The 13,520-nt window shown below is 37.1% G+C and carries 16 protein-coding genes; 8 read left to right on the forward strand and 8 right to left on the reverse strand.

Annotation, left to right across the window (positions count from 1 at the left end):
* Positions 1–207: 207 nt before the first annotated feature.
* Complete coding sequence (locus tag B4F31_RS06720) at positions 208–975, forward strand: alpha/beta fold hydrolase (RefSeq protein WP_075324912.1); 768 nt, start codon at positions 208–210, stop codon at positions 973–975.
* A gap of 65 nt (positions 976–1,040) precedes the next feature.
* Positions 1,041–1,658 carry a ribosome biogenesis GTP-binding protein YihA/YsxC gene (gene yihA, locus B4F31_RS06725; RefSeq protein WP_075324913.1) on the forward strand — a complete coding sequence of 206 codons (618 nt, stop codon included), beginning with the start codon at positions 1,041–1,043 and terminating at the stop codon, positions 1,656–1,658.
* A 4-nt stretch (positions 1,659–1,662) separates the two neighbouring features.
* On the opposite strand, the gene B4F31_RS06730 is transcribed toward yihA, so the two are convergent.
* The 3 genes from B4F31_RS06730 to gldB form a co-directional block, all read right to left on the reverse strand.
* The gene (locus B4F31_RS06730; protein ID WP_286760957.1) at positions 1,663–2,022 is read right to left on the reverse strand and encodes a GTPase; all 360 of its coding nucleotides are present in this window, start codon (positions 2,020–2,022) and stop codon (positions 1,663–1,665) included.
* A gap of 74 nt (positions 2,023–2,096) precedes the next feature.
* Positions 2,097–2,435, reverse strand: a complete 339-nt coding sequence (gene gldC, locus B4F31_RS06735) for a gliding motility protein GldC (protein ID WP_075324915.1) — start codon at positions 2,433–2,435, stop codon at positions 2,097–2,099.
* On the reverse strand, positions 2,435–3,394 hold the full coding sequence (gldB, locus tag B4F31_RS06740) for a gliding motility lipoprotein GldB (protein WP_075327849.1): 960 nt from the start codon (positions 3,392–3,394) through the stop codon (positions 2,435–2,437). Before gldB ends, gldC begins: the two co-directional genes overlap by 1 nt.
* 105 nt (positions 3,395–3,499) lie before the next feature.
* Here gldB and nadE point away from each other — a divergent pair, with 105 nt between their 5' ends.
* Positions 3,500–4,291: an NAD(+) synthase gene (nadE, locus tag B4F31_RS06745; RefSeq protein ID WP_075324916.1), complete on the forward strand. Its 792-nt coding sequence runs from the start codon at positions 3,500–3,502 to the stop codon at positions 4,289–4,291.
* Between the two features lie 113 nt (positions 4,292–4,404).
* Positions 4,405–5,043, forward strand: coding sequence for a response regulator (locus B4F31_RS06750; RefSeq protein ID WP_075324917.1), 639 nt, complete (start codon positions 4,405–4,407; stop codon positions 5,041–5,043).
* Here the strand turns inward: B4F31_RS06750 and dnaG are convergent.
* The 4 genes from dnaG to B4F31_RS06770 form a co-directional block, all read right to left on the reverse strand.
* The gene (gene dnaG / locus B4F31_RS06755; RefSeq protein ID WP_286760958.1) at positions 5,036–7,000 is read right to left on the reverse strand and encodes a DNA primase; all 1,965 of its coding nucleotides are present in this window, start codon (positions 6,998–7,000) and stop codon (positions 5,036–5,038) included. The genes B4F31_RS06750 and dnaG overlap by 8 nt on opposite strands.
* Positions 7,001–7,120: 120 nt before the next feature.
* Complete coding sequence (locus B4F31_RS06760) at positions 7,121–8,170, reverse strand: YbaB/EbfC family nucleoid-associated protein (protein WP_093304272.1); 1,050 nt, start codon at positions 8,168–8,170, stop codon at positions 7,121–7,123.
* A 51-nt stretch (positions 8,171–8,221) separates the two neighbouring features.
* Positions 8,222–8,986, reverse strand: a complete 765-nt coding sequence (locus tag B4F31_RS06765) for a hypothetical protein (RefSeq protein WP_286760959.1) — start codon at positions 8,984–8,986, stop codon at positions 8,222–8,224.
* Entirely contained in the window at positions 8,973–9,533 is a 561-nt protein-coding gene (locus B4F31_RS06770; protein WP_075324920.1) for an RNA polymerase sigma factor, read from the reverse strand. Before B4F31_RS06770 ends, B4F31_RS06765 begins: the two co-directional genes overlap by 14 nt.
* A gap of 134 nt (positions 9,534–9,667) precedes the next feature.
* On the opposite strand from B4F31_RS06770, the gene rluF reads away from it, so the two are divergent.
* From rluF to B4F31_RS06790, 4 genes are all read left to right on the forward strand, one after another.
* Complete coding sequence (gene rluF / locus B4F31_RS06775) at positions 9,668–10,477, forward strand: 23S rRNA pseudouridine(2604) synthase RluF (protein WP_075324921.1); 810 nt, start codon at positions 9,668–9,670, stop codon at positions 10,475–10,477.
* Positions 10,478–10,570: 93 nt separating this feature from the next.
* Positions 10,571–10,993, forward strand: a complete 423-nt coding sequence (locus B4F31_RS06780; RefSeq protein WP_075324922.1) for a VOC family protein — start codon at positions 10,571–10,573, stop codon at positions 10,991–10,993.
* Positions 10,994–11,011: 18 nt separating this feature from the next.
* Complete coding sequence (locus B4F31_RS06785; protein WP_075324923.1) at positions 11,012–12,031, forward strand: AI-2E family transporter; 1,020 nt, start codon at positions 11,012–11,014, stop codon at positions 12,029–12,031.
* 31 nt (positions 12,032–12,062) lie between these two features.
* Positions 12,063–12,464 carry a YkvA family protein gene (locus tag B4F31_RS06790; RefSeq protein WP_317040656.1) on the forward strand — a complete coding sequence of 134 codons (402 nt, stop codon included), beginning with the start codon at positions 12,063–12,065 and terminating at the stop codon, positions 12,462–12,464.
* Positions 12,465–12,560: 96 nt separating this feature from the next.
* Here the strand turns inward: B4F31_RS06790 and B4F31_RS06795 are convergent, their stop codons facing one another.
* Positions 12,561–13,472 carry a bifunctional 5,10-methylenetetrahydrofolate dehydrogenase/5,10-methenyltetrahydrofolate cyclohydrolase gene (locus B4F31_RS06795; RefSeq protein WP_075324924.1) on the reverse strand — a complete coding sequence of 304 codons (912 nt, stop codon included), beginning with the start codon at positions 13,470–13,472 and terminating at the stop codon, positions 12,561–12,563.
* Between the last annotated feature and the right edge of the window lie 48 nt (positions 13,473–13,520).

Below are 13,520 nucleotides of genomic sequence, written 5' to 3' on the forward strand. Positions count from 1 at the left end.
GTTTCTCCACTGTATTTAGCTGAAAGACTATCAAATAGCGCTATTTGTTTAGGTTTCAGAGGCTTGGTTTTTATTGTGCTTTTAGTGTTAAAAAATTTAATTTTTGAGGCAGAAATGCATTTCTTAAATGGCTTTGCTATTTCTCAAAAATGATTATACTTGTAATGAAATCGCTATATTTGCGATTGCTAACCGCAAAGCCAATCAATGAAGAATAATTTAAGGCAAGAGGGAAAGTTTACGTACCTGGAGCAAGGAGAAGGAACCCCGATAGTTATTTTACACGGACTTATGGGCGGTTTAAGTAACTTTGATGGGGTTACAGAGTATTTTCCGAAGCATGGTTATAAAGTGGTAATTCCAGAACTACCCCTCTATTCCATGTCGCTACTTAAAACCAGCGTACAGACTTTTGCTAAATATTTAAAAGAATTTGTAGATTATAAAGGTTACGATAAAGTAATCCTGTTGGGAAACTCTCTTGGCGGGCATATTGCTCTACTGGCTACTAAATTATATCCTGAGATAGTTAAAGGGCTGGTAATTACCGGGAGCTCGGGACTTTATGAAAATTCTATGGGTGAGAGCTATCCGCGCCGTGGTGATTACGAATTTATAAAGAAAAAAGCACAGGATGTTTTTTACGATCCTGAAGTTGCAACAAAAGAAGTGGTAGACGAGGTTTACGAAACGGTAAGCGATCGTAACAAATTGGTAAAAACCCTTGCTATTGCAAAAAGCGCCATAAGACATAATATGGCCAAAGATTTACCAAAAATGAAAACCCCAACCTGTATAATTTGGGGAAAAGACGATAATGTTACTCCGCCCGAAGTTGCTGAAGACTTTCAGCGTTTACTTCCCGATGCCGATCTGTACTGGGTAGATAAATGCGGCCACGCTGCAATGATGGAACACCCAATTGTTTTTAATGAATTGCTTCACGCCTGGCTGAAAAAACGGAATTTTAAATAAGAAAGTTTAAAGATTTAAAGCTTCTTTTTAGGTCTCTTTCAAATATTACTTTTAAACATTTTAAGATGAAAATTAAGTCGGCTGAATTTGTGGTGAGCAATACGCGGGTAAATCAATGCCCTGATAGCAAACTGCCCGAATACGCTTTTATTGGCCGCAGTAACGTTGGTAAATCTTCTTTGATAAATATGCTTACCGGCAGGAAAGCACTTGCTAAAACCTCGGCAAAACCCGGGAAAACACAACTTATTAATCATTTTTTGATCAATAAGAACTGGCACCTTGTAGATTTACCTGGTTATGGTTATGCAAAGGTTTCAAAATCTACTAAAAGGACTTTTCAGAAATTCATCACCAAATATTTTGAGGATCGAGCGCAAATGATATGTGCTTTTGTACTTATAGACAGCAGGCACGAACCTCAACCTATAGATATGGAATTTATGCAGTGGCTTGGCGAACACAACGTTCCCTTCTGTATAATTTTTACCAAAGCCGATAAAATGAAGCCCAAAGCCCTGGAAAGAAACATTAATAATTACCAGGATAAAATGCTGGAAGTATGGGAAGAGATGCCTGAATTCTTTGTAAGCTCTGCTACCTCAAAATTGGGACAGGATGAGATTTTAGATTATATTGAAGCAATAAATACCGAGTTAAATTCTTCTAATTCTCCCAAATAATCAATTAAAGTTTTTCTTCAACCAAATTAATTAGGTCTTCCTCATTTTGAATTCTTTCTAACTCTTCAGTAGAAATAAATATTCCCATTTCGCCTTCATCTTCCCACAAAACTATAGGAAACGTGTATTTATACCCGAATTTTGAAGCATATCGCTTCTGAAATTCGTCTATATGCAAAAACTCCATTTTTACTTCTGAAGCCAGCCTATAATTTTTCCACCTTGAATTTTCCGAAAAAATGCCGTGGGTAACTTTGCAAATACTGCAGGCATAAGTATTAGGCCTAATTAATTTATGCAGCGCATCCAGCACCACGTGGCGGGTACCGGAATACGCGTTATATACAAAAATGAGTTTTTCCACTCGGTAATCCAGATTTAATGCACCGTCACGGAAGTATTATTTCTATATACTTCATAAACTTGCTCCAAGGTAGTTTACTTTTGAGTGATTTCAAGCTTTTCAGCAAAATAATCGCAAAAATCTTTCATTGTAGCAGTCATTTTTTCATCCTGGGTGGCACGGTTAAAAGTATCACTCATAGAAACCAGGGTTTGATGAAAGAATTTCTTCATTTCGTCTACCGGCATATCTTTGGTCCAAAGATCTATACGCAGTGTTTCCTGCGATTTGCTGTCCCAAACCGAAAGCATTAAAGCTTTGGCTTCTTCTTTATAAACGTTGCCATCTTCGGCACTCCAGGTAATTCCTTCCGGCACACGATTTTCATCGGTAACTACTTCTATGTTTATTTCTGATTTTTTAAATTCTGACATTACTTTCTTGGTTTAAAATTCGCTTTATTAAATATCGTTTCGGCATCGGTTTTTATCATTTCTTCTAAAGATGCATCGGTTTTTTTCATATAACTACGCACAATCTGCCAGCCAATATACTGGCCAAGTCTGTCGGGAGATTCGGCATCAAGTTGCAGGTAGAATTTTGAAAAAGGTGCAGGATATAGAAACCGCGAATAAAGTTCGGTATCGGTATCAAAAAACAATTCATTTTCTACAAAATACCGCCACATTTGCGCTTCATTCTTTTGGGCCCAATTGAGCTCTTCTTCAGTATATCCTATTTTTTCAGCATCAGTTACTTCAGGAATAAACTTATCTTTTAAATACAATAACTTGCCATAATATACCATATGGGCAAGAAAAGTTCTGGAACGCGGCCTTTCTACATATTTTTCGGCATACGCATTGGCAACATCCGGGATTATCTGGTCTTTTCTAAAATTCTTTTTTAAAAAATCCTGGATCCCAATATAAAAATGATGCTCTTCCCCTAAATAAGTATCCAGTGAAATAAATAAATAATCATCCTGAAGAATCACCTTGTTTTTATAATCCACTTCAGAGGTTAGCGTAAATACTTTTGGCGCCTCAAACTCGGGGAAATAATATTTTATATGCTGAAAAAGACTGTGAATTTCGGCCTTTTGATTTTCAAAAGAAGGAAAAGCCTTAGCTACTTCGGCATCTATTTCCTGCTGAATGGTATCGGTAAGTTTATAAATCCAAACGCTATCTGAAAACTGCTGTGGGAATAAGAACGGATATTCCTGTTTTAAATCCATAAGTTTTTGCGGCGTGGCTTCGGCAAATTGCCTGTCAAAACGAACCACTTCAAAATCTACCGGCACTTTTGCAATCTCTTTTTCAATTTTAGCATCCTCATTACAGGAAACAAAAACAATTGTACAAAGCAGGAAAATTATTTTCTTATACATAGGCATTCTTTATGAAGGCTTTAACGCCCTGCCCTTTTAATAATTATGTTTAAATAGTAGATTTGTGTGCAAAGGTATTATTTACAAACTTAATCACCCAAAATTATGCAAACTGAAAAAGTGGTAGATCACATAGTTAACTGGTTAAAGGAATACGCTACAAATGCCGGAATGAACGGTTTTGTGCTTGGAATAAGCGGTGGAATTGACTCGGCAGTAACCTCAGCACTTTGCGCCAAAACTGGTTTGCGTACACTTTGTGTAGAAATGCCTATTCACCAACATACAGACCAGGTGACCAGGGCCCAAAAGCATATAGACTGGTTAAAGCAACATTATGCTAATGTTACCAACCTGGAAGTTGATCTAACTCCGGTTTTTGATGAATTTAAAAAAGCGGCTCCACAGGTTGAAGCTTCAGATACTTTAGATCTCACATTAGCAAATACCCGGGCAAGATTAAGAATGTCTACTTTATATTATTTTGCCGGCCTACATAGCTACCTGGTAGCAGGAACCGGAAATAAAGTAGAAGATTTTGGCGTGGGATTTTTTACAAAATACGGAGACGGCGGCGTAGACTTAAGCCCTATTGCCGACCTTATGAAAACTGAAGTTACTGAAATCGCTAAGTTTTTAGGAGTTACTCCTGAAATTGTAAATGCCGCACCAACAGACGGACTTTTTGGGGACAGCCGTACCGACGAAGATCAAATTGGCGCATCTTATCCCGAATTGGAATGGGCGATGAAAGAAGCCGAAAACGGAAAAACCGCTGAAGATTTTGAAGGAAGAAAACAGGAAGTTTTTAAAATTTATAAAAGTAGGCATGGGGCTAATTTACACAAAATGAAACCTATCCCGGTGTGCAATATTCCCGTTAATCTTAAAAAGTAATCTTTTTATCGATTATTGTACTCAAAAAACGGAAGTAGAGGGAAAATCGGTTATTTTTAATAGTATATACGCGCTTGTCCTACCCCGGCGTGTTTTTTAACCAACCTTTTATTATGAGTACAGTATTAATTGCAGATCACCACCCTGTGGTGCATGAGGGTATCAGGTGTATCCTTAGAAAAAACCCGGCGCTTGAGTTAGTAGGCAGCGTACATAGCGGGATGGAGCTGTACGGATTTTTAAGCGAAAGCCAACCAGATGTTTTAATTATAGAAATTGACCTTCCCGAAATAAACGGGATTAACGCGCTTCGCACCATTAAAACCGATTATTCAAAAGTAAAAATTCTCGTTTGTACCGGTCATCCTGAAGAAGTTTATGCGTTAAGCGCTATAAAAGCGGGAGCGGCAGGTTATATTTCTAAACTTGCAAAACCAGAAGAACTGGAAAAAGCCATTTACCAGGTAGCCAGAGGCGGAATTTATCTCAACAAAAAAATTACCGATAAACTAAACGCAGGGATGTCTCCGGGAAGAAATTTAATCGCAAAATTTAAGAAACTTTCTACACGCGAATCTGAAGTTTTAAACCTTATCGCTTCCGGAAAACGAAATAAAGACATTGCCGAGGCACTTTCTATTAATGAAAAAACGGTAAGTACTTATAAAACCAGGCTACTTAAAAAATTACAGGTAGACAATATTGCCGATCTTATTACCAGATCAAGATTATTACAAATAAATACTACATAACGCGATTAAGCTTCTCTGAGAGAACCTTCTTCAAACTAAGATAATCTTTTACGTCTTCAAGAACATGTTGGGTGTCCTGCTCTTCAGCTGGAGTTTTTACCTTTTCTGAAAGTTCGTTTATTTTTTGATTTATTAAAAATCTGCGCAGCGAGAGGATGGTTTCACTAACGTGCCTTGAAATAGTTTCGGTTTTTGCTTTCACAAAAATGTTTTGCCGATCCCATTCATGCAATTTATATTGCTCTTCCTCCATTAAAATTGAAGTGATCTCAGAAGCCTGCTCCGGATCTATATCATTAATAAAATTCTTAACTTCAAATTTTTCTTCACTATTTAGCCGAGCCATTAATTCAGTATAAATATCCCTGAATTTAGGATTGGTAAAAGCAATTTCATCTTCCTGCAGGTCTAAAAATATTTTCTCAAAAACTCTTGTTCTTTGTATTTCCTTTTCTAAACCCAGCTCCCCGTCTTCTTTTTCTTTAAGCACCAGATCTTCAAAATCTTCCTCCACAGTTCCATACTGAAGCAGCAGACTAATAATTTTTTTCTCAAGCTCGTATTGCTCGTCTACTTTAGCTGCCTTTGGTTGCGGTTCTTCTTTAACTACATCAAAAGATTTCTTTTTCTGCTGTTGTTGAGGAGAAGTTCTTCCACTTTTCGCATTGAGCTGTGCAAGGCTGGAAAACAATACATTTTCAGAAATATCCATAATTCGGGAACATTCCTGTAAATAAACTTCCTGCTGAATAGTATCTGGAATCTTCGAAATACTATTTACTATATCCCGAATTAATTCTGCTTTCTTGACCGGATCTTTCTTCGCTTCTTCCATTAGTAAGGAAGCTTTATAACTAATAAAATCCTGTGCGTTCTCTTGAAGATATTCAGCTAAAGCTTCATCTGAATTATTCTTTGCAAAACTATCGGGATCCTCACCTTCAGGGAAAGTACAAACCCGCACATTCATTCCCTGCTCCAGGATTAGGTCTATTCCGCGGAGCGAAGCTCTTATTCCAGCGGCATCACCATCAAAAAGTACAGTAATATTTTTGGTAAGTCTGTTAATTAAGCGAATTTGTTCAGGAGTTAATGCAGTTCCTGAAGAAGAAACTACATTTTCAATCCCACTTTGATGAAACTGAATTACATCGGTATAACCTTCAACCAAAAAACAATTATCTTCTTTGGCGATGGCTTGTTTCGCAAAATTTATCCCGTATAAAACCTTACTCTTATGGTAAATATCACTCTCGGGTGAATTCAGGTATTTTGCCGCCTTTTTTTCATTGGTAAGAATTCTACCTCCAAATCCTAACACCCTGCCAGACATAGAATGAATAGGGAACATCACTCTTCCTTTAAATCGATCAAACTGCTTTTCGCCTTTTACAATGGTAAGTCCGGTTTTTTCCAGGTATTCCAATTTGTAGGCCTCAGCGAGCGCTTCTTTAGTAAAATCGTCCCATTCGTCTAAAGAATAGCCAAGTTCAAACTTTTTGACGGTTTCTAAAGTGAAACCACGCTCCTTGAAATAGCTTAATCCAATAGCTTTCCCTAAAGCGGTTTTATGCAGGTTTTTCTGAAAATGTTTATTAGCAAATTCTGAAACCAAATACATGCTTTCCCGCTCATCGGCTTGCTGTTTTTGCTCGTTGCTTTGCTGGGTTTCCTCGATCTCAATTCCGTATTTTTTAGCGAGGTATTTTATGGCTTCAGGATAGGTGAAATGTTCGTGCTCCATAAGGAAAGCAACGACGTTTCCACCCTTTCCGCTTGAGAAATCCTTCCAGATCTGTTTTACGGGAGAAACCATAAAACTTGGCGTTCGCTCATCACTAAACGGACTTAAACCCTTAAAATTAGATCCTGACTTTTTTAGCTGAACAAAATCACCAATAACCTCCTCTACCCGGGCGGTTTCAAACACATTGTCTATAGTGGATTTTGAGATCAAATTGATGTTGTTTAAGCGGTTAGACCCCACAGGTTTTGGAAACCTATGGGGTCTGTAAATTCAAAACAAAATTACAATTTAAAATTGGCTAATAATAAAAATTAATAAAGGATGGTTTCATTAATCAACATCAAACCTTAGTCCTAAAGAAAAGTTGTGTAATTCTTTATTTGGGTCTTGAAATATTGGATTTAGATCGTATTTCCCATAGAGCGTGGCACCACCCCAGCCCAGGTAAGCACTCAATCCGTAAACCAAATCGTTAGTATTATAATTGTTTTTAAGCTTCTCCTTCACCTTATCGCCATCATCCTTATACTTTAGTTTTTGGCGTTCCCCAATATTAAAACCGGCATAACCACCAAATCCAATTTTCAGCATTTTATAGGTAGAAAAATGTAACCGATCTTCGGTTTCGGTTTTTGTAGAAGGACCAATTTCAAAATGAACCGGAACTACCAGGTTGTCCATTCTAAATTTAGATTTATCAAGATCTAATGCGAATTCCTGCAGGTAAGTTTCGTCTCCATCTTCTACAAAAATGCGATTATCGGTAGGTTTTAATCCATTAAATTGAAAAGAAAGTCCGTAACGAATGCGCAACCAGTTTGTTTCTTTAAAAACCCGTGTTTTCCACGCCCAACCAAGTTCAAAAAATCGGCTACCTCCCAATTTAAAATCTGAATCGTTGAGAGATTGGCCTTCTTCCAGGGCATTATTAAAACCGGCAGCGACTACCAAATCACTGGTGGTACGTTTATCGTATTTCTTCTTTGTATTAATATTAATATCCAAGACTTTTCCCTTACCGCCAATTGCAATATAATTTCCAGAAGAATCATTTCTATCCCTCAGTTCCATTTCATTCTCCAAAATGGCTATTTTATTTTCAATATTTTTTGCGTGCTTTTCAGCGTATTCTTTTTTTTGTTTTTCGGCTTCTTCTTTAGTGATTTCACTTCTTTCCAGTTGGCCGTTTATACGCTCAATCTGGTATTTTAGTTTTGTTTTCTCCTTTTCAATAATTTCAGCTTTTTGCTTTTCAAAAAATTCTCTGGCTTTCTCATCTGAAGATATTTCTGTCTCTGCAGAAGCAACTTCTTGGGCAGAAACCTGCTGATGCGCAAAACTAAATACTAAAAGCGCGACGTAAAAAGTAAGTGTTTTCATAATAATTGATTTTGATGTTTGATGAATGACCCGTTGGTGGGATTTTGATGATTAATAGTTTCTATTGGCAACCGCAGTTTTAGCCTTGAGATATCCTTCTTTTAAAACTTCAAAAACTTTTGCTTTAAAAGATTGGTAAATCTCGTCTTCTACTTCGGCCAAAAGTGCATTGGCACTAATCTCGTTATTTGAATTGTAAAATTGCGACCTGTCTCTTTCCCTACTTATTTCTGAAGCCGCCTGGGCTAATAACGCGTCTACTTCATCTTCAGAGATTTTATCATTTTTGCTAGTGGCCGCAATCACTTCTTCAAGTTTAGATTGAATTAATTTTTCTTCTAAAATTGGAGGTTCCAAGCTTATTGGCTCTAAAACAACAGCTTCTTTATATCTATTTTCTTCGAAAATTGGCGTTTCAGCATTCTCTTCTTCTACTGAAATTTCAGGTACTACTACAATATCATTTTTCGTATTATTTTCAGTTGAAATTTCTTCCTCCTTTTTAATTTCTTCAGAAGCTATTTGTGTCTTATTTTCTTGCGTAAATTCTTGTTTTACTTCAGGTTTTTTTATGATCTCGTTTACCGGTTCTTCAACAACCTGCGGACTTTCGGAAAAATTGTTATTCCACATAAAAGTTCCTGCAATTAATAGCACTGCCACTGCAGCAGCAATATATTTCCAGGGGGTTGGAGAGGTTTTGTGTGCTTCAGCATCTAATTTAGCCTCCAACTTTTCCCAGCTTTGGGCAGAAGGCTTAATTTCCCTTTTTCCTAATATTTCCCTGGTGTTTTCTTCGAATTTATTTAATTCCATAATCCGATGTGTTTTGTGTATTTAACTGCTCCTGCAACATTTTTCTCGCTTTAGATAATTGCGATTTTGAAGTCCCTTCGGTTATCTTCAGCATTTTCGCAATCTCGGCGTGCTTATATCCTTCTACCGCATACATAACAAAAACCATCCTGTAGCCTTCCGGCAAATTGTCTATGAGGTTTTGAATATGTGCCACGTTTAGCTCTGTATTCATTTCTTCAGAAAAACCAGTGTCTGCGATTTCTTCGTTACTAAAAACAATTTTCTTTTGTGATCTTAAAAAAGAAATTGATTCCCTCACCATAATTTTTCTTATCCAGCCTTCAAAACTTCCTTTGGATTCAAAATCTTTAAGGTGGGTGAAAACTTTTAGAAATCCGTTAAGCATAACTTCTTCGGCGTGGTGCATATCCTTTATATACTGCCGGCAAACGCTAAGCATTTTTCCCGAATGCAACTCATATAATTCGCGCTGCGCCTTACGGTCTTTTTTAGCCGCACGCTTTATTAATTGAGTTTCGTTTTTAAAGAGTTGAATTACTTTCACCCGATTTTTCTAATTAAAAGGCCTTCTATTTACATAGACGCAGGAAAGTTACAAAAGGTTGCCTGTACCTTGATTATTTTTTAAAAAATTAGTTTCGCGGCGAATTCTTGTATCTTTGCAGCACAATCTTTTTTATGTCTGAACAGAAGCTTACCCGAATAAATAAATACTTAAGTGAAATAGGTTACTGCTCACGCCGCGCGGCTGATAAACTCATAGATCAGGGCCGGGTGACCATTAATGGAGCTGTACCCGAAATGGGCACCAAAATTGGTCCCGATGATGTGGTAAAAGTAGACGGGAAAACGGTTTCTGATGCAGAAAAAAAAGAACCAAATGTTTATATCGCCTTCAATAAACCGGTAGGCATTGTTTGCACCACCGATACCCGTGTGGAAAAAGACAATATTATTGATTATATAAATTATCCGAAAAGAATTTTTCCTATTGGCAGACTGGATAAACCCAGTGAAGGACTTATTTTTCTTACCAACGATGGGGATATTGTTAATAAGATTCTACGCGCCAGGAACAACCACGAGAAGGAATATATAGTTTCAGTCAATAAACCCATTACTCCAGATTTTATTAGAAGAATGGGCAATGGAGTACCTATTTTGGGAACCACCACTAAAAAATGCGAAGTAGAGAAATTAGGAAAGAATGATTTCAGAATTATACTTACCCAGGGACTAAACCGACAAATTCGTAGAATGTGTGAGTTTTTAGGTTATGAAGTTACCGCGCTTAAACGCATTAGAATTATGAATGTTAGCCTGGACGTCCCGGTGGGGCAATGGCGTGACCTTACCCAGGAAGAACTTAATACCATCAACCACATGGTAGACGAATCCAGCAAGACAGAAGAAGCTTCCCGTCTTAAAGCTTCTGCTTTAAAATCTAAAACAAAACTGCGATCTGGCAAAAGACCTCGTAAAGATTAAATCTTAACACATTATTAGCGCTGTGGCTTGCCCGCATGTTAAGATTACTTGTTAATTTTAATAGCGTATAATAATGTAATTCTATTAAGATTTATGAAGGTACAACCGTTTCATTTAGCAATCCCGGTATCAAATTTAGAAAAAGCCAGGAAATTTTATAAAGAAACCCTGGGTTGTGGCGAAGGCCGCAGCAGTGATCATTGGGTAGATTTTAATTTTTTCGGGCACCAATTGGTAATTCATTATAAACCGGCTAACGAAACCGAAAAAGCACATAGCAATCCTGTAGATGGTAAAGATGTGCCTGTACCGCATTTTGGAGTAGTTCTGGAATGGGAAGTATTTCAGGAATTTGCTAATTTATTACGATCAAAAAATATTGATTTTGAAATTGAGCCTTACATCCGTTTTGAGGGCCAGGTAGGGGAACAAGCCACAATGTTTTTTAAAGATCCCAGCGGAAATGCACTGGAATTCAAAGCCTTTAAAAATAAAGAACAACTATTTGCAAAATAACCAACCAAGCACAAAAATATGGATAGATTAAAACCGGCACTGGTACGGCAAATTTTCGTACTAATGCTCATTATCTTTTTAACGGTTTTAATTTTTAAAGAAATTATCCCATACCTCTCGGGGGTTTTAGGGGCAATTACTTTATACGTTCTTTTGCGCAATTGGATGAAAAAATTACTGGCCAGGGGTTGGAAACCTCCGGTAGCAGCAGCGCTCTTAATGGCAGGATCTTTTGTAGGTATCCTGGTGCCTATTATACTAATTGTAGTAATGCTTACTTCTAAAATTAGTAAAGCGGTTGCAAACTCTGAACGTGTCATTAGGGCCGTTAAAGAACAACTTACCGAAGCTGAAACCTATATAGGTTATAGTTTAAGTGAGTCTATAGATACCTCTTCTGTAACAAACTGGATGTCTGGAAACCTGCAAAGTTTGGCAGGCGGCACATTTAATGCCTTTATTGCTATTGGTATTATGTATTTTATGCTTTACTATATGCTGGTTAAAAGAGAGTCTATGAAATCTTCTCTTATTTCTTATATCCCGCTTGGGAATGATAACCTGGAGATAATTGCACAAGAAAGTGATCAACTTGTTAAATCTAACGCATTGGGTATTCCGCTGGTGGCTATATTCCAGGGAATTATTGCACTTATTGGATACTTAATTTTTGGTGTACCAGATCCTTTCTTTTGGTTTGTAATAACCGCCATAGGATCTATGATTCCTTTTATAGGTACGGCAATTGGTATTCTCCCGGTAGTAATACTGTTAATAGCCCAGGGCGATAACTGGCAGGCCATTGCAATGCTAATCTACGGCTTTGTTGTAGTTGGTTCTACCGATAATATTATTAGACTTTATATCCTGGATAGACTCGCCGCTGTGCATCCGCTAATCACCCTTTTTGGTGTAATTGTTGGAGTACAGCTGTTTGGTTTTATAGGATTAATTTTTGGGCCTTTGCTTATTTCCCTGTTTTTATTAATTCTGAAAATTTATAAAAAGGAATACGGAAATGCCCACGACCGACTTTAAAAAATAACTACTAACCACAAAATGAAGAATTATGAATATGTTTAGTAAAAAGAAAGAAGAAATTGATGAGAAATACCTAAAAAAAGGAGCTACTCAAATTAAAGATGGCGATATTGATATTGCCGTAAAAAATCAAAAAGAAATTGATGATAAAATTAATAATTCTGGTGCTTTAAGAAAATATACTGAGCTGGGAAAAGTGATGTTTGGGATGCTAAAAGATTACCGAAAAGGTGTTTACAAAGATATCCCGTGGTTTTCTATAGCCGCCATAGCTTTTGTGCTCCTGTACGTGCTTAATCCGTTAGATATAGTACCCGATTTTCTGCCCGGAATTGGTTATGTAGATGATTTTGCGCTACTGACCATTACCTTAAGATTTATTGAAACTGACCTTCATAAATATTTAGATTGGAAATTAGAAGAAGATTAGTTTCTATTTTTTTCTGAATCCCAATCAATGAAAAAGTCCTGTTAAATCTACTAAATGTAAGATCTAACAGGACTTTTTTTTATACTGAAAACCTGCTTAAACAGATCTGGCTTTACTGTTTTCTTTTGCTCTTTTCTTATGTCTTTCTGTAGCAAGCAAAGTGTTTTTAAGCAACATTGAAACCGTCATTGGTCCTACTCCACCAGGCACAGGCGTTATATAAGAGGCACGTTTACTTACATTATCAAAGTCTACATCACCTTTAATTACATAGCCTTTTTCCGCTTCATCATTTGGCACCCTGGTAATTCCAACGTCAATAATTACTGCATCATCCTTAATCATTTCCGCCTTCAGAAAATCTGGAATTCCAACGGCAATTATAATAATATCCGCCTGAGAAGTTATTTGGGTAATATTTTTGGTGAATTCGTGAGTTAAAGTTACGGTTGAGTTTCCAGGGAAACCACTCCGTCCCATTAAAATACTCATAGGTCTTCCCACTATATAACTTCTACCAATAACCACGGTATGTTTTCCTTTGGTAGGAATATCATAACGCTCCAGTAATTCTAAAATGCCAAAAGGAGTAGCCGGAATAAAAGACGTCATATCCAAAGCCATTTTTCCAAAGTTGGTAGGATGAAAACCATCTACATCTTTATCGGGGTCAACGGCGTTTAATACTTTTTGCGTATCAATTTGCGGAGGCAATGGAAGCTGAACAATAAATCCGTCTATATCATCATTCTGATTTAGTTCTTCAATCTTGTCAAGTAACTCCAACTCGCTTACCGTATTTGGTAATCTGTATAGAGAAGATTGAAATCCTACGCGTTTACAGGATTTTACTTTTGCATTTACATAGGTTAAGCTGGCACCGTCGTTCCCAACGATAATTGCAGCTAAATGAGGTACTTTTTCACCTCTTTTTTTAATCTTTTCAACCTCAGCAGCAATCTCATCTTTAATATCGTTGCTGGTTTTTTTTCCGTCTAAAATGATCATTATCAGTAATCTATAAGCCCCTCCCGACCTCCCCAAAGGGGAGGAGAG

Origin of the sequence: Salegentibacter sp. UBA1130, from assembly GCF_002311535.1 — a bacterium.
GTDB lineage: Bacteria > Bacteroidota > Bacteroidia > Flavobacteriales > Flavobacteriaceae > Salegentibacter > Salegentibacter agarivorans.